This window comes from Lysinibacillus sp. FW12 (assembly GCF_050817245.1).
GTDB lineage: Bacteria > Bacillota > Bacilli > Bacillales_A > Planococcaceae > Lysinibacillus > Lysinibacillus irui.
Genome location: NZ_CP139094.1, coordinates 2,853,333 through 2,870,126 on the forward strand (window position 1 = coordinate 2,853,333; position 16,794 = coordinate 2,870,126).

Here is a 16,794-nt window from a genome sequence, read left to right on the forward strand (position 1 = left end):
AAGATCATTTATTTCACAGCTTGCTTAACTTTCTCGATAACCTCTTCGGCTGTCGCTAGCTGTAAAGCCTCTGCCGCTAAAGCTTGCATCTCTGAAACAGATAATTGCTTTAGCAAGGAGCGTGTTTTTAAAATGGAGGTTGCACTCATTGAGAATTCATCTAAGCCTAAGCCGAGTAACAATGGAACAGCAAGCTCATCGCCTGCCATTTCACCACACATCCCTACCCATTTTTGCTCTTTATGTGCTGCCTCAATGACCATTTGAATCAAGCGTAAAATGGCTGGATTATATGGTTGATATAAATACGCAACTTTTTCATTCATGCGATCTGCCGCCATCGTATATTGAATTAAATCATTGGTGCCGATGGAGAAGAAGTCCACTTCTTTCGCAAAGATATCGGCCATCACGGCTGTCGCTGGAATTTCCACCATCATCCCAATTTCAATGTCCGAGCTGACCGCAATTCCTGATGATACAAGCTTTTCTTGTTCTTCTAATAAAATCGCTTTAGCATCACGGAACTCTCGAATAGTTGCAATCATCGGAAACATGATTTTTAAGCTGCCATATACAGATGCACGAAGTAATGCACGCAATTGTGTACGGAATAGCTCTTGTTGATCTAAACAAAGTCGAATGGCACGATGACCTAGGAATGGATTCATTTCTTCTTGTAAAGGTAAGTACGGTAAATGTTTATCTCCACCGATATCCAGTGTTCGAATAACAACTGGTCTACCGTTCATTCCTTCAATGACCGTTTTATAAGCGCTAAATTGTTCTTCCTCTGATGGCAGGTTTTCTCGGCCCATATATAAAAACTCTGTACGATATAGGCCAATTCCTTCTGCCCCATGGCGTAACACACTATCTAAATCACTCGGCGATCCGATGTTGGCTGCCAGTTCTACATGTACACCGTCTTTGGACAGCGTTTGCTCGTTCACTAATGTTGACCACTCCGCTTGCTGCGTACGATAGTTTTGTGCCTTTTCTTCGTATTCAGCCATAACATCTGCCGTTGGGTTGACAATCACTTGACCTGATAAACCATCCACAATTAATAGATCACCATCTTGAATCGTTGATGTTGCTGTCCCTGCCCCTACTACTGCCGGAATTTCTAATGAACGTGCCATGATTGCAGAATGAGAAGTACGGCCACCAATATCTGTAATAAAGCCAAGGACAAAGTTTCGGTCCAATTGGGCAGTCTCTGAAGGTGTCAAATCATTGGCGACAATAATAACCTGTTCATTAATATGACTTGGATTTGGAATATGTACACCGAGTAAATGCGCTAAAATACGGTTTGTCACATCTTTAATATCTGATGCACGCGCACTCATGTATTCGTCATCCATACTTTCAAATAATGTTACAAACATCGTTGAAACGTCATGTAACGCATATTCTGCGTTTACCGCTTCATCTGCCATTTTTTGTTTGATTGGCCCAATTAATTCTGGATCTTTCAGCACTAATAAATGGGCTTCAAAAATGGCCGCTTCTTCTGCACTAAATTTTTCTATTGTTTGCTGTTGAATCGCCACTAATTCTTGCTCTGATTTGGCAAGAGCGGCTGCTAAACGTTGCTGCTCTGCCTCGATATCCTGAACAGTTGTTTTCGTGAAGGTTAAATCTGGTTGGACAAAACGATATGCTTTCGCAATGGCAATGCCGTCTGAAGCGGCAATACCAGAGAGTTGTGTCATTGTGCAAGCCCCATTTCTGTCATGAGTGTCGCTAATGCTGCAAATGCTTGCTCTTCATCTTCCCCCTCTACAACAAGTGTAAATTGTGAACCTTGTTTTAGGGCTAACCCCATAACACCTAAAATGGATTTTAAATTAGCTGCTTTTTCTTCTGTACGTACTTCAATTGAAGAAGCAAACGGTGTAGCTTTTGCTACAAGCTGACTTGCCGGACGTGCATGAATTCCTAAAGGATCGACTACTGTAAATTGTTGTGTTTTCATAATTTATTCTCCTCTTCTTGTAAGTCTGTTAAAATGATAACATTTGGATGTTTGGACAAAGCACTCGCTGGTACATCCTCTGTATAATCTAATGCCAGCACACGCTGTAAAACGTCTCGCTTAGTTTCTCCCACTGCAATTAACAAAATGCACTTTGCTCGCATAATGGACTGAATCCCCATTGTGTATGCATGTGTGGGCACCTCATCTATCGATGAAAAGAAGCGTGCATTGGCTTGGCGAGTAGATTCCTCCAGTGTCACTAAATGTGTCAAGGAATCAAAGGGTGTACCTGGCTCATTGAAGCCGATATGACCATTTTGACCAATACCAAGCAATTGGAAATCTAAGGAATGCTGTTGCAACAATGCTTCATAGCGTGCTGCTTCCTCTAAAGGATCGGCTGCTAAACCATTCGGTAAATAGGATGCTTGAAATGGTTTTTGGTGAAATAAATGCTTGTTCATGTAATAGGCATAGCTTTGCTCGTGCGTTGCCTCAAGTCCAACATATTCATCCAAATTAAAGCTCGTGCAATCTGAAAAATCAATATCCGTTTTACAGATTTTAGCATACAACGGTTCCATTGTTCCACCAGTAGCTAACCCGAACGTTGTCGCTCCATTTTGTTTCGCTTCCACGATTGTCGCTACTGCCTGAGCGTATAACTCATCAACTGAGGAAAACCTTTTTATTATCACCAAATATCCTCCTTTTTGCCTTAGAAATGAATACGTTGACCATATTGATCAATGAGCGCATCGTTATTGTTTTTCCCAATATTGCTGCTACCAAACACGGGTAGATTTGCACCCTGTTCATGCAAAAGCTCAATAATTTCAGCAAATAAAGCATTTAATAAAGTTGCACCTAAGATCGTTGATACAGGTGCATACTGCAACTGATCCACTGTTAAAACACCATCTCCTAATGGAACATGTGTATTTAAAATTTCATCTACAATGTGCTCTAAACGCTTGCCTGAAGGATGGCGTGATGGCTGCTGTTGATATTCCAGCGATTGCAATGATATGGTCAAAGCGCCCGCTTCCTTGGCATAGATGGCCATATCAATGGGCGCTGGATTATTAGCGGATGTTGAAATGATAATACAAACATCTTGGTCATCAAACTGGAGCTGATCCTTATAGGAGGCTAAAAAAGCCTGCTTTTTTTCATTTTGCGAGGATTGCCGTGCACCCTGATGCAGCATTAACGATTCAATGTGTATCGGTTTGACAGGCACTAGGCCACCTGCTCTGTAGTAACATTCCTGCGCTAATAACATGGAATGCCCAGAGCCAAACAGCTGGATAATACCCCCCTGTGTGAGACGTTTAACAATTTGCTTGGCTACATGCATGACTTGCTCACTTTCCTGTTGAGCCACCATTGTTAAATATCGATTAACTTGTTGAAAATAGGTATTCATGATCTATCACCTTTTCATTTCCATCGTTTCATGCTGGATGTTTGTATGTCAAAGAGACATTAACGACCTTCGCTATCTTTCATCACATCAAATAAAATGTGGCCACCCTTAATTGTTTGCTGAAGATTTAAATGCGCATCTATAATGACTGCATCTGCATCATAGCCTTGCACAAGCTGTCCCTTCGTGCTTAATTTCAATTGTTGAGCAGCATTAAAGCTCGACATTTTCACAAGCTCCTCAAGCGTACAATTTGTTACGAGGTGCATGTTTCGTACAGCTTGATCCATTTTCAAAATACTACCTGCTAAGGAACCGTTTGCTAGATGGGCTCCTGCCTCAGTCACATGAACGATTTGACCACCTAAGTCATATTCACCAAATGGCATACCCTTCGCACGCATGGCATCAGTAATTAAAATAATGCCATCTGCGCCTTTCACGCGGTAGGCCATTTCCACTGCACCCTTGTGCATATGAATAAAATCAACAATCATCTCGGCCTTTATGCCTTCTAGCAATAAAACACCGCCAACAACACCTGGGTCTCGGTGGTGGAATGGACGCATTTGATTGTATAAATGTGTCCCCTGTGTTGCACCCAATTGCGCCGCCTCTTGCATTTGCTCAAAGGTTGCATCCGAGTGACCAATCGATACAATCACACCACTAGCAGCAATACTCTGCACAGCTGACATACCATTAGGCTCTTCGGGTGCCAGCGTAATTTGCTTAATTTTATTACCACTTAGTTCCTGCCATTTGGTGAATACATTTAGATCTGGCTGCACAATAAAATCAAGAGGTTGAGCACCAGCACGCTGTTTCGAAACAAATGGTCCTTCAATATGAATGCCCAACACTTCCGCTTCATCGGGCTGTGGCTGGAACTGTGCGATATTGGCAATAGCACGCTCAATATTGTCATAGCTTTGTGTCATCGTTGTAGCTAAAAAGCTGGTCGTACCTTCTTTTAAAAGCGATTGCGCCATAGTGTGGAGTCCTTCATCAGATGCATCCATTGCATCCATTCGAGCAGAGCCATGGATATGCATATCAATAAATCCTGGCAATAAAAATTTCCCTGAACCATCTAACCGATCCCCACCACTGACTTCAATGTGCTGGGCGATTTGAGCGATTTTGCCATCCTTCATCCACACATCCATTTGCTCATCTCGACCATTTGCGTTAACCACTGTGATGTTACGAATTAATAAACTCAAGAATAGCATCTCCTTCTTGAACAAAGGCTGTTGAAAAGGCGTCCATTCACAATTTTCACATTGCTTATGTGTACCTTAGCAAACAGCCCCATTTATTGTTACTTTTTCATTGCAATAATATTTGTTGAGCCTGCTCGCTGGTAGCCCGATTTTCCAAGTGTAATCTCTTGCCCCATTAAACTTGTGAATACAACTGGTGTAATCACGGAAGGTACTTGATCTTTAATGTGAGCAATGTCTGCTTTTAACAGCGCCTCTCCTCGTTTAATTGTTTGACCATCTGTTACAAACAGTTCAAAGCCTTCACCATTCAGCTTGACTGTATCTAATCCAACATGGATTAATACTTCAACGCCTGTATCTGATTTCAAACCAATGGCGTGTTTTGTTGGGAAGATCATGACCACTTGACCATCAAATGGTGCATAAACTGTCCCGTCAGTTGGACGAATCCCAAAGCCAGGTACCATCAAGCCTGCAGAAAATGCCTCATCTGGTACTTCTGATAATGGTAGCAAATCACCTGTCATCGGCATCTCAAAATCATTGAATGTCGTTGTTTCATTATGTGCTGTTTTTTCCACTACAGGCTGTGCTGTTGGCAGTTTTGCATTTTTAGGTGCTGGGTTGCCTTTTTTCAGACGTTCTTTCATGGCCTCAGCTAAAAACTCAACAGATGTACCAATGATTACTTGAACATTCGTTTTACTGATACGCATAACACCTCGTGCACCAGTCTGCTTTAATGTTTTTTCATCCACCATATTGGCATCCTGCACAGACATACGTAAGCGTGTCGTACAGTAGTCAATTTGTTTAATATTTTCTTTTCCACCTAAGGCTTCAATTGTATAGTATGCACGTACATCGACATCGTCGGAAATAGAAGCATCGACTTCCACTTCCTCTTCATCATCGTCTTCACGTCCAGGTGTTTTTAAGTCTAATTTTTTGATTAAGAAATAGAATACAACAAAGTAAATGGCACCAAAGCCTAAGCCTAAAGGAATTAATAGTAATGGTTTATCTGCCAGACCAAGGTTCAGCAAGTAATCAATTAAACCTGCTGAGAATCCAAAACCGTCACGGAAACCAACGATATAGGCAACCGCAAGAGAAATACCTGTTAATACAGCATGAATACCATAAAGAACTGGTGATAAGAACATAAATGAAAATTCAATCGGCTCTGTCACACCTGTTAAAAAGGCTGTTAAAGCGATAGAAACGAACATCCCACCTACTATAGGACGTTTTTCTTTTTTCGCTGTAAAGTACATCGCAAGACAGGCTGCTGGTAAACCAAACATCATGATTGGGAAGAAGCCAGCTTGGAAATGTCCAGCTGATGTATCCCCTGCTAAGAAGCGGTTGATATCCCCTTTCACTATTTCGCCTGCAGCATTGGTAAATTCACCGAAGTCAAACCAAATAATTGTATTGATAACGTGGTGTAGACCAACTGGAATTAAAAGTCGGTTAAAGAACCCGTACATCCCAACACCAAGTGATCCAGCGCCAATCATCCAATTGCCGACCGCATCAATACCACCTTGAATAGGTCCCCAAACGATTGCTAAAATACTACCTAAAATCGCCATCGTTATCGATGTGATAATCGGTACAAAGCGCCGTCCGCCAAAGAATGATAACCATTCTGGAAATTTCACATTATAATATTTGTTATATAATAAGCCTGCCGTAATACCGGCAATAATTCCACCAAACACACCCATATTTAAATCTTCATTAACTGTTCCTAAAACGGCTATTAACACAAGATGAGCAATCGCCCCTGCAAGAGCTGCGCCCCCACTGCTATCATGAGCTAATCCCATGGCAATACCGATAGCAAAAATAATAGGTAAATTGCCAAGTATAGCATTCCCCGAAGCAGCCATAATACTAGCAATGTACTGGATCGCTTCATTCGGTACTGCCCCAAGCATATCCCCTGACCCTAAACGTAATAATAAGGCCGCTGCTGGTAAAGTAGCGATTGGAAACATGAGTGACTTACCGATTTTTTGTAAGAAAGCAAACATTCATTATCCCCCTTTGGTATAGTTGTCTAGACCACTTTAGTAAAAAAAAAGCGTTTTCACTAAGTTGCTATTATTATAGGCGCAATTCGAAAAAAAATAAATACTTTTTTAATATTTCGTGTTGTGCAAAAAAAAAACCGCACCCCAATGAGAATTAGGGCACAGTTCTTATTTAACTTATGCAGTGACATCACGCTTCATAAAGGATGTATAACTAATAATAAGGAAAATGACTGCATAAATAGCAAGTACGGTTAAAGAGAATGGCATCGTCACATCAGCAATCATCGAGCCACCACCATTTTCATACTGTGTTAAGTCAGAATGTGTTAGCCAAATGTATTTGACAATGTCGTAGCGGCTTAAGAACATCACAATCATGCCACCTGTGAAGGAAAGGAACATCGTTAAACCAATCGCTAATGAACTTGAACGGAACACAGAGCCTACTAAAAAGGCAAACAATGTAGACATCACAAAATCTCCACCAGACAGTAGATAATGATACGCTAAATCACTCCATACGGCCTTCTCGGCTACTTGCCCATTGACGATTTCTAATTCGACACCTGTTCCTATGCCGAACAATACCAAGCCAACAATGGCACTTACCACTACGTTGACTACAAATAATAAAAAACCAAATAGGAAGGTCGTCAGTAATTTAGACGTTAGCACCTTTGCACGAGACATCGGTCGTGTTAACAGCATTTTAATGGTACCTGTTGAAAATTCGCTCGACACAATACTTGCGGCTGTAATGACTGTAAATAAAGTGACAAGTATAATCATATTGCTTGTAAAGGACATAAAGCTGGCAAGGCTACTATCCGTTTGGCTCGGTGCATCATGGGCTAAGCGATATTCTGAAAGAGCAATCTGCTCCTCAAAATATACCTTATCTTCCGCCGTTAATTCCTCATTGGCAAGCATCTCTTTATTTGATTGAATGGCCTGCTGCTCCATATCCTGCCATGAGCCTTCATCTGTCGATTTTACTTCATAATATTTAGTGATCCCTGCTGGAACGAGAATGACAAGAATTAGCATCGCAACCATTGCCCATGTTCCTTTTTTATGCCATAATTTCATCCACTCATTTTGAATTAGCTTCAGCAATTTGTCCGCCTCCAGTCATTTCTAAGAATTGATCCTCTAATGTTTTTTGATGTGGCTGTATTGCAAATAGTTGAATACCTTCTTGCACTAGTTGTGTAATTAAGGCTGGAACATTTTCCTTCGTCATTTCCACTACATAGCCACCATTTTCAGCAGCGAATTGGTAATCATGCTCTTTAAGATAAGCAGATACCTGTTCTTTTGGCTGTGCCTCCACATAATAAAAGGATGAGCTTTCATTATGGATATCACGTAGATCAATGAGCTTACCATTTTGAATGACTGCTACGCGGTCACACATTAGCTCAATTTCAGATAATAAGTGACTAGATACAAATACAGAAACGCCCTCTTCTGAGGCAATCTTGCGAAGATACATGCGAAACTCTCGAATTCCAGCAGGATCTAAGCCATTCGTTGGTTCATCTAAGATTAAAAACTTTGGTCGATGCAATAGTGCCTGTGCTAAACCTAGTCGTTGACGCATACCAAGAGAATACGTGGATACCTTTTCATGTATACGATGTTCGAGCCCGACTTGTTGAACGACCTCTTGAATTCGTTCCTTCGTTACATTTTTATGCATACGTGCAAAATGTAGTAAATTTTTATAGCCTGACATAAATTTATACATTTCGGGGTTTTCGACAATAACGCCAACCTTACTAATCGCTTCCTCATAATGCTCCTGTAAGGAAAGCCCATCAATCAATACCTTGCCCTCTGTTGGCTTCATAAGGCCCGTCATCATTCGAATGGTTGTTGTTTTCCCCGCACCATTTGGTCCTAAAAACCCTGTAATTTGTCCTGGATATAAATCAATATTTAACTGCTGTATTAATTGCTTCCCACGAATGGTCTTCGATAAATTTTGCAATTGTACAATTGGTTCTGTCATATTTTTTCACCCTTTCTAATCCATTTCACCTGAGCATAAAAAGTGTCAATTTTCATCTTTAGCAGTAGTTTCATTTGTTGAAAGGTCGATAAAAGCCTTTCATCCACTCGACCGCATCCTTATTGGTCACATCACGTAATGTTTCGACATCTTCATAAGCCGTGATAGACCCTGCTTGCAACAATATAATTTGATCTAAAATCGGCTCTACCTCATATAATTCATGTGTTGACAACAAGATGGTTTGATTCTCGATATCAGTAAATTGCAATAAGCCTTTAATCAGTTGCTCTCGAACGATAGGGTCTAGCCCTGCAAAGGGTTCATCCATTACATAATAAGGAACCTCTCGCCCAAGCGTTGCAGCCATTTTCATCCGACCACGATTGCCCTTTGATAATTGGCGTAGCTTAGCCTGTTTATCAACCTGTAAAAATTCCGCTACTATACAGGCTTTGTCATAGGAAAAATCCTCGAACTGTGAGGCATAATGCTGAAATAGCTGCTCACCTGTAAAGTACTCAAAAAACAAATCCGTATCTGGTAAATAAGCAATTCGGTCCGCACTTCTACGCGTGACGGGCTCTGCATTGAGTGTCACTTCACCTGCAGAAGGTCGTAGTAAACCAGCTAATACTTTCATTAATGTGGATTTCCCACTACCATTTTCCCCCACAAGTCCGATGATTTGTCCAATAGGGAAAGAAAAGGTAATATCCTGTAAAATTGGCTTATTCTTATATTGAAAAGACACATTAGATAGCTGTAGCATACCCTTCACCTCACCCTTTATTTTTCAAAACAATGAGCATTTCTTCCTTAGAAAATCCTAATGCTTCTATCGACAGTAAAAAATGTTCAGCTAACTGATTCTTCATATCTTCCCGTAACAACTCAATACGTTTCTCATTCGTGGTAATAAATGTACCCTGTCCTCGTTTGGTTTCCGTAATATTCATTGCCTCTAACTCCTTATAAACACGTTGCACCGTATTGACATTGACCCCTGCTTCAACCGCGTATTCTCGAACAGAAGGAAGCCGATCCCCAAGCTCTAGCTTCCCTTTTAAAATATCTCCACAAATTCGATCGACAAGCTGGCTATAAATAGGTTTATCACGCGAAAAATCTATCGTCATCGTAAAACCACCTTTTCAAGCCATCTGGATGCCACTATAAAGAGCACTACCATCAACAAGGTAAAGGCTATTTCTTCTACGGCATACAATGAACCGAGCTTCCATTCCATTGTCGAAACTTTTAATTGTGGTAAAAAAGGTTCTATCTTACGTAAAGGAATAGCTCCATGCTGGAAAATCGTTTGGTACAATGAGCTTTCCGTTATATGAACCCAGGCAGTGGATGTTAAATAAAACGCAAGCATGGTCAACACGATGGAAAAACGGCCAATCACATGCTTCATTTGCAAATAAAAAGCTAAGAAGAATAAGAGAAGAATAAATAGCATTAATTGGAATAAAGTCAATACAATAACAATTAATACTAATACAAACAAAATTTGTCCAATATTTGCAATAAGCTCTTCTTTTATATTAAAGATGGCGATACTCACAAAGATCGTATTAAACAATGAATAGCCTATAAGCGAACAGACCATCTTTGCCCCGATTAACTTCGTGATGGAACTAGTGGAATGAAGCCAGCTCTCCCTAGCTTTAATATCCAACCGCACACTCGCTAAAAATTGCCATATGGAATAAAATCCACCAACGAATAGTACGATAAGCGTAAAAGCAAATGCGAGCTGATGCGCATGGGCAAAAATATCAACGAATTGATGTAATACATAGGGAACAATCCAAGTGAGCATGATGCCAGTAAAAACTGCCACTAGAAACCATGATCGATAAAGTACCCATTCTTTTTTCAAAAGTCCTGCAAAACTCTTCAACCTCAACACCTCGTGTCATAGTGTACTAGTTAGATATTACACTATGACATTTTTCTTCGCAAGTGCCAACTACAAGAAAAAGGAAAATTAGATTAATTTGCAACGTTAGAAGTAGAAAAAGAGAAAATTTTAAAATTTGACCTTAACCAAAATCCACTGTCTCTATTACTGTTATTAAATGAAATGAGGACGATTCAAATGAAATTGTAGAAATGGAAGATGATCCATGCCAACGAAAGAGGATTATTATCTGTATGAGGTCAAAGCAACGTGAAGCAAGGAAAACAATCTTTTATTTTTGATGTAGAGATAGAATAAAGGAATTTTAATCATTGGACTTAATAAACCCCAACATGTCTAACTGTTGGGGCTCCTCGAAAAAAGCACTTCTCCTATTCTTGCCGTTTTTCTAAAAACCCAAAAACGACTGTCAACATGAATAAGATAAGAGGGGTTAAACCAGTATACTTCCAAGCATTAGTTGCTCCGATAAAATAACTTGTAGCGGGTATGGACGTAATGGTACTAACCATCATATACATCCATGAAAGCTTAACTACTGCTAAAACAAAGGCAAAAATCGCGATCACCAAGGATGCACTCCACAGTACTAGCATTCCTCCCCTCCTTTCATTATTTAATGACCTGTTTTCGTTCACTAGCTATGAGTTTAATATACAACATATAGTTTAGCAGGATGCTACCTTCTATTGATTCCCTAGAGACATATACTCTTTCAACGTCATTTATCTATTTATTCTCAATCCAAAGATTGGATATTTATGTTAATATAAACATACGTAAAAAAATAACTTATGAAAACCGTTTACTGGAGGTAGTGATGAAACTTATTCTTATCTTTGGACCCCAAGCAGTGGGAAAGATGACTGTTGGGCAGGAATTGGCAAAAATTACTGATTTGAAGCTTTTTCATAATCATATGACGATTGATTTAGTTGGTCATTTTTTTGATTACAGCACGAAAGAAGGAAAAAGATTAGTCCATTTGTTTCGTCAGGAGATATTTGAAGAAGCCTCAAAAAGCGATATGTATGGCATGATTTTTACGTATGTTTGGGCATTTAATCTACAAGATGACTGGGATTATGTAAATCAAGTTTCCCAGTTGTTTGAATCCCGAGGTGGTACTGTCTACTATGTGGAGCTTGAGGCTGATCTTGAAGAACGACTTGAACGAAATAAAAGCGATAATCGACTGAAGCATAAGCCATCTAAAAGAGATATTGAATGGTCTGAAGCTGACTTAAAAAATTCAATGGATTCATACAGGTTGAATTCATTAGATGGTGAAATTCAGTATTCGAACTATATTAAAATAAACAATACAAAGTTAGATGCACAAGAAGTAGCCAAAATCATCAAACAAACGTTTCATTTCTAGTAAAGTTTAAGGGTGTGAAAACAGTTGAGAGGCTTTCAAGCGATGCTATTTGATTTAGATGATACCTTACTGAATCGAGATCAGGCCGTCGATCATCTATTTTTCTTGATTTTAGATAGATTTTATCAGGATCTTCAGCATTCTGTAAAAAACGACATGTTAGAAAAATTTAAAGCATACGATAAAAATGACTATGGCATTTCTGATAAAACAACTGTTTTACAATCGTTTTTTGATGAATTTCCACCAAGCTTTCGACTGCCCCATCATGACATGCAAGATTTTTGGAATGATCATTTTCCTCATTGTTTTTCGATCAACCCACAAACGTTGAAAATCATTCAAACAATTAAAATGCATGTAAAAGTTGGTATTATCACAAATGGCACAGTTCAAAGACAAAAAGCTAAAATCATAAATACACAATTAAATAGTTGCTTTGATGACATCATCATTTCTGAAGAAGTGGGTTACAGCAAGCCCGACAAACGAATATTTGACTACGCCTTACATCAGCTTCATGTTCAGCCTGAAGTTACATTATTCGTTGGAGATGATATAGAAAAGGATATTGGAGGTTGTCAACGGGCTAACATCAAGGGTATTTGGTTCAATCCCCATGAATTCACAAATGAAACGGACATCAAACCATATGCTGAGATTCAATCGTTGGACCAATTACTGATGAGATAAAAAATAACAATAGGTAAGGCAAGAGGATCACTCCAACGTCCATTTCAGAGCATTATTTTATTTCAACACGATGAAAGGAAGAGCCTTATTTACCTAAGACTCTTCCTTTTAACGTTATACCATTTTCCCTACTACTTTTACTTTTAGTCTTGTTGCATTTTCTGGATGGTAGGCTAGTGGCGTTTCTTCCACTTCTACTAGCTCAATCGTATCTGCAAGGGCCCCTGCTAACACGGCTTGTTTTACTGCTTTATTTTCGGCGTCCCTCAGTGATTCCTCACGAGGCTCTTTGGAATAAATATAAATTTGCTCATATTGGCCACTAATTTGTGCGATGGAGGCACCAATGGCATTCGCAACACCACCATTTTCATTTTTTACAATTTTGGAAACACCGCGAATGCTGTCAGGTACAATGATACTGCCACCACCGACTAAGATTAGTGATACATCCTCAGATGAGGTTTTCATTTTATCAATGGCTTGCTCCAATAACAAAGAAATTTCTTCTTGAACAGCTTTAGCAAATGCCTCATCAATATGAGCCACTAGATTACGATCGCCTACATTGGCTAAACCAAGTCGTACAGCAATATCGGTTGTTGTCAAAGTGGAGCCTCCAAATACGAGTGCTTCTTCACTAATTTTATAGCCTACACTATCTGGTCCTACAGTAATTTTGTCGTCCTTCACCCGAACAATACTACCACCACCGAGTCCGACCGAAATAATATCTGGCATTCTAAAGTTCGTACGGATGTCCCCTACTTCCACGGCAACGGACGATTCACGCGGGAATCCATCCTGTAACACACCTATATCGGAAGTTGTTCCACCCACGTCCAACACCATTGTATTTTGAATTTGGGATAGATACGAAGCGCCTCGAATACTGTTTGTTGGCCCACATGCAATCGTCAGGATTGGGAATTGCTTCGCGTAATCTATCGACATTAACGTCCCATCATTCTGACATAAGTAAACATCCACGTTAAAAATACCTTCCGCTTGAAGTGCCTGAATAAAGCCCTGGGTTGTCGTTTCGATGACCTTACATAAAGCAGCATTGAGAATCGTTGCATTTTCACGTTCAATTAATCCAACCGAACCAATTAGGGATGAGCAGGAAATGGGGAAATCCTCTCCATAGGCTTCTTGAATCCATTGACGAACCTGTAATTCTTGGTCATTTTTAATTGAAGAAAAGACACCTACAATCGCAATCGATTCTACTTCATCCTGCCATTCTTTTAATAGCTTCTTAATTTCTTCCTGATCAAGTGCACTTAGTAATTGGCCATCGTATTCATAGCCACCATGAGCAATCGCATAATTACCTGATAATTTATCAATCATATCTGTTGGCCAAGCTGTGTAAGGTAACACTGAGGCTGTTGCTGGATAGCCTAATCGAATGACGCCGACCTTCGCGAGCTTTTTACGTTCCACGATGGCATTTGTACATTGCGTTGTCCCTAACATCGCATGGGTAATTTTTGTTTTATCAATGTTGGCACCTTGTAGTAATTGTTGCAAGGACTTTTCAATACCGGTTTTAATATCTAAACTTGTTGGTGATTTCACACTATAAATTAGCTGACTATTATGGTCTAAAAGAATCGCATCTGTGTTTGTTCCACCTACATCAATTCCAATTTTATACATGTTCTGCAACCTCCTTTTTCACCATTTCTTCAATTGGCACGTAATCGTAATCATAGCCAAAGTATTTTGGTCCAGCCGTTTCAATCCCTTTAGCGGTACGCCACTTTTCATGAGCTGGTAGGCCAATTACGCGCACTCGTTTGCCGTATTTTAGACTTTCTGTTGTCACAGGCAGCAATGTTTCATAATCAACCAGACAGATAAGATCTGGCGTCATCGCTACCACTTTATCATTCTTCTCTGCTAATAGATTTTCATTTTGGAAATGAACTTTCATTTGATCATTTTTATAATGAGCAATGCCTTCAAGATTCATTTTACCTAGGTTAAAGCCACCCTTTGTTTCACGAATAACATCTACAATTTTCCCTTGGAATAGCTCAAAGCCCTTCACAAGCTCTAAAAGATGTTGCAGCTTATCGTTTACCTCTTGATTTTTCGAGGCAATAATTTCACCGATTTTTTCTGAAAGTGTCACGATATGATGCACACCGCTTTGCTTGATTTGCGCACCCGTTGTTGGATACAAGCTTACTAATGAGCTAGCTCCCATTTCGACAGTTGCCGACCGTGCGATACGCTCTGTCCATTTATTATCAATCGTTTCAAAAATACCAATATTCCCTTTTTCATCTGTAATGGCCATAGGTGTTGCCGAAATTCCATCAAGGTTAAATGTCACCATTTGTAACTCAGGAAATGCACGACCCATTCCATCACAATCAATTAACGGTAACCCTAGCTGTGCAGCAACTACAATCGGAATCATCGAGTTGACCCCACCCGCTTCCATCGGGTATGTTCCAGCAATTTTTTCTTTACCCAAATACTGCGCAAGCTTTTGGAAAACTTTTACAAATTCATCACCACGTGGAAATTTCTCTACTAACACAGATGGTGCACCCATCATAGCTGCTGGAATGAAAAAGTCATCGTCTGCAATTTCATCCACTGAATACAATTTTACAGGCCCATTTTTTTCGATGGCAGAAAGGGCCATTAGCTTCCCAATATAAGGATCTCCTCCTCCACCTGTTCCTAGAAATGCTGCCCCAATGGCAATATGTTCAATTGCTGCTTGATCTAAATATCTCATCTATGTTCCTCCAGTATGACAGTTTTTTGTACGGATACTCGATAGCCAATATAATAAATAAGGAAAGAAATAAGGATGCCGATCATCGGTTGGTTTGGTAATGGTGGCAATTCAGGGAATAAGGAGAAGACTACTGGCATACAGGCAATCACTGCGCCAACAAGCCAAGAAAACACCCCTAATCGATTCACACCTTCAATCTCATGCCAGCTATCTATCTTCCCTCGATGAATGACCCAATAAGAAGCAATCATCACACCTGCAACAGGTGGAATCATAGCTGATAAGATGGACATGATGGGTGTAAAATAATTTAAAATTCCTACCACGGCCAGTACCGTACCAATTGTTCCCGCGACACCAATCGCTAATCGTTCTTTGTTTTTAGCAATATCGAATACATTTATTAAAGCAATACCGCCTGAAATCGCATTTACCAAGTTGGTTTTCCATGTCGCTAAAATTAAACCAACCCCACCAATAAACGGTGTAGCGATATGCAGAAAGACAGCTGTAATATCACTTGTTTGGTAGGCAATGGTTAAAATAGCCCCAACCGCAATCATCAGCACACCTGCTGGAATAATCCCCAATGTAGCTGCTTTGACAACATCTGAACGTTTTTTGGAAAATTGTGAATAATCACCCGCTATGACGGCCCCTAAGGCAAACGATCCAATGGTAACGGCTAAACCATCCATAAAGCTCATATTGCCTTGTGGCTGATAATCGCGTATGAGCTGAAGCTGATCGCCTGATAATGTTTGACCTAAACCGTAAAGACAAATGATTACGAGTAAAGGTACTGCAATATAGCTTAAAATACGCAACACTTTCATTCCATAAAGCGCTGAAACAACCATCACCATTCCACTTATGAATGAAGCAAGCGGAATCGGTATATTCACATGATAAATGGCTAACAAATTGGCTAAGGCGACCCCACAAACATTGGCCTGAATACCAAACCATCCTAAGCAGGCAATGGCTAAAATGATGGACAAGATTGTTCGAGAGCCTTTTTTACCAAACACGTGCCCAGCAACATGGACAGTTGGTTTTCCTAAATCACTGCTTTGCATTCCTTGTAAAACCATAATGAACACGACAATTGCGTAGCCTACAAAAGCAACCGCAAGTGCCTTTGATAAACTCATATTGGTAATGAGTGCGTTACCTACTAATAAACTGGGAATACAAATCATGGCGCCAGCCCAAATAATACCCAAGCTATACCAAGACTGACTTTTATTATTATTTTGCATGTGACTCCCTCCTTCTACTTAGGTGGTGGATTAATGTTTTTTATTATAAAAGAAAGG

General features: G+C 39.9%; 17 protein-coding genes. 2 read left to right on the plus strand and 15 right to left on the minus strand.

Annotation, left to right across the window (positions count from 1 at the left end; all coding sequences use genetic code 11):
- Positions 1–8: 8 nt before the first annotated feature.
- From ptsP to SJW71_RS14990, 12 genes are all read right to left on the minus strand, one after another.
- Complete coding sequence (gene ptsP / locus SJW71_RS14935) at positions 9–1,721, minus strand: phosphoenolpyruvate--protein phosphotransferase (RefSeq protein ID WP_313470625.1); 1,713 nt, start codon at positions 1,719–1,721, stop codon at positions 9–11.
- Complete coding sequence (locus SJW71_RS14940; protein WP_274796723.1) at positions 1,718–1,984, minus strand: HPr family phosphocarrier protein; 267 nt, start codon at positions 1,982–1,984, stop codon at positions 1,718–1,720. Before SJW71_RS14940 ends, ptsP begins: the two co-directional genes overlap by 4 nt.
- Entirely contained in the window at positions 1,981–2,685 is a 705-nt protein-coding gene (locus SJW71_RS14945; protein ID WP_274796722.1) for a glucosamine-6-phosphate deaminase, read from the minus strand. The genes SJW71_RS14940 and SJW71_RS14945 overlap by 4 nt, the downstream gene beginning before the upstream one ends.
- Before the next feature lie 20 nt (positions 2,686–2,705).
- Positions 2,706–3,416, minus strand: coding sequence for an SIS domain-containing protein (locus SJW71_RS14950; RefSeq protein ID WP_274796720.1), 711 nt, complete (start codon positions 3,414–3,416; stop codon positions 2,706–2,708).
- Between the two features lie 59 nt (positions 3,417–3,475).
- Entirely contained in the window at positions 3,476–4,642 is a 1,167-nt protein-coding gene (gene nagA / locus SJW71_RS14955; RefSeq protein ID WP_407133609.1) for an N-acetylglucosamine-6-phosphate deacetylase, read from the minus strand.
- Between the two features lie 98 nt (positions 4,643–4,740).
- On the minus strand, positions 4,741–6,687 hold the full coding sequence (nagE, locus tag SJW71_RS14960) for an N-acetylglucosamine-specific PTS transporter subunit IIBC (protein ID WP_431811126.1): 1,947 nt from the start codon (positions 6,685–6,687) through the stop codon (positions 4,741–4,743).
- Between the two features lie 177 nt (positions 6,688–6,864).
- A complete protein-coding gene (locus tag SJW71_RS14965) occupies positions 6,865–7,806 on the minus strand; it encodes an ABC transporter permease (RefSeq protein ID WP_431811127.1) in 942 nt (313 codons plus the stop codon).
- A complete protein-coding gene (locus SJW71_RS14970; protein WP_274796716.1) occupies positions 7,784–8,704 on the minus strand; it encodes an ABC transporter ATP-binding protein in 921 nt (306 codons plus the stop codon). Before SJW71_RS14970 ends, SJW71_RS14965 begins: the two co-directional genes overlap by 23 nt.
- Before the next feature lie 70 nt (positions 8,705–8,774).
- Complete coding sequence (locus SJW71_RS14975) at positions 8,775–9,476, minus strand: ATP-binding cassette domain-containing protein (RefSeq protein WP_274796715.1); 702 nt, start codon at positions 9,474–9,476, stop codon at positions 8,775–8,777.
- Positions 9,477–9,486: 10 nt separating this feature from the next.
- On the minus strand, positions 9,487–9,843 hold the full coding sequence (locus SJW71_RS14980) for a GntR family transcriptional regulator (protein ID WP_274796714.1): 357 nt from the start codon (positions 9,841–9,843) through the stop codon (positions 9,487–9,489).
- Positions 9,840–10,616, minus strand: coding sequence for a hypothetical protein (locus tag SJW71_RS14985; protein WP_431811128.1), 777 nt, complete (start codon positions 10,614–10,616; stop codon positions 9,840–9,842). The genes SJW71_RS14980 and SJW71_RS14985 overlap by 4 nt, the downstream gene beginning before the upstream one ends.
- A gap of 392 nt (positions 10,617–11,008) precedes the next feature.
- A complete protein-coding gene (locus tag SJW71_RS14990) occupies positions 11,009–11,233 on the minus strand; it encodes a hypothetical protein (RefSeq protein WP_431811129.1) in 225 nt (74 codons plus the stop codon).
- Between the two features lie 224 nt (positions 11,234–11,457).
- Here SJW71_RS14990 and SJW71_RS14995 point away from each other — a divergent pair, with 224 nt between their 5' ends.
- The gene (locus SJW71_RS14995; protein ID WP_274797299.1) at positions 11,458–12,018 is read left to right on the plus strand and encodes an AAA family ATPase; all 561 of its coding nucleotides are present in this window, start codon (positions 11,458–11,460) and stop codon (positions 12,016–12,018) included.
- 42 nt (positions 12,019–12,060) lie between these two features.
- Positions 12,061–12,711, plus strand: a complete 651-nt coding sequence (locus SJW71_RS15000; RefSeq protein WP_431812216.1) for an HAD family hydrolase — start codon at positions 12,061–12,063, stop codon at positions 12,709–12,711.
- A gap of 114 nt (positions 12,712–12,825) precedes the next feature.
- On the opposite strand, the gene SJW71_RS15005 is transcribed toward SJW71_RS15000, so the two are convergent.
- From SJW71_RS15005 to SJW71_RS15015, 3 genes are read right to left on the minus strand one after another with little or no spacing between them, the layout of a single operon-like run.
- On the minus strand, positions 12,826–14,376 hold the full coding sequence (locus SJW71_RS15005; RefSeq protein ID WP_431811130.1) for a hydantoinase/oxoprolinase N-terminal domain-containing protein: 1,551 nt from the start codon (positions 14,374–14,376) through the stop codon (positions 12,826–12,828).
- Positions 14,369–15,472, minus strand: coding sequence for a DUF917 domain-containing protein (locus SJW71_RS15010; RefSeq protein ID WP_274796710.1), 1,104 nt, complete (start codon positions 15,470–15,472; stop codon positions 14,369–14,371). The genes SJW71_RS15005 and SJW71_RS15010 overlap by 8 nt, the downstream gene beginning before the upstream one ends.
- Positions 15,469–16,737 (minus strand): cytosine permease, encoded by a 1,269-nt coding sequence (locus SJW71_RS15015; protein ID WP_431811131.1) that lies wholly within the window; start codon positions 16,735–16,737, stop codon positions 15,469–15,471. Before SJW71_RS15015 ends, SJW71_RS15010 begins: the two co-directional genes overlap by 4 nt.
- Between the last annotated feature and the right edge of the window lie 57 nt (positions 16,738–16,794).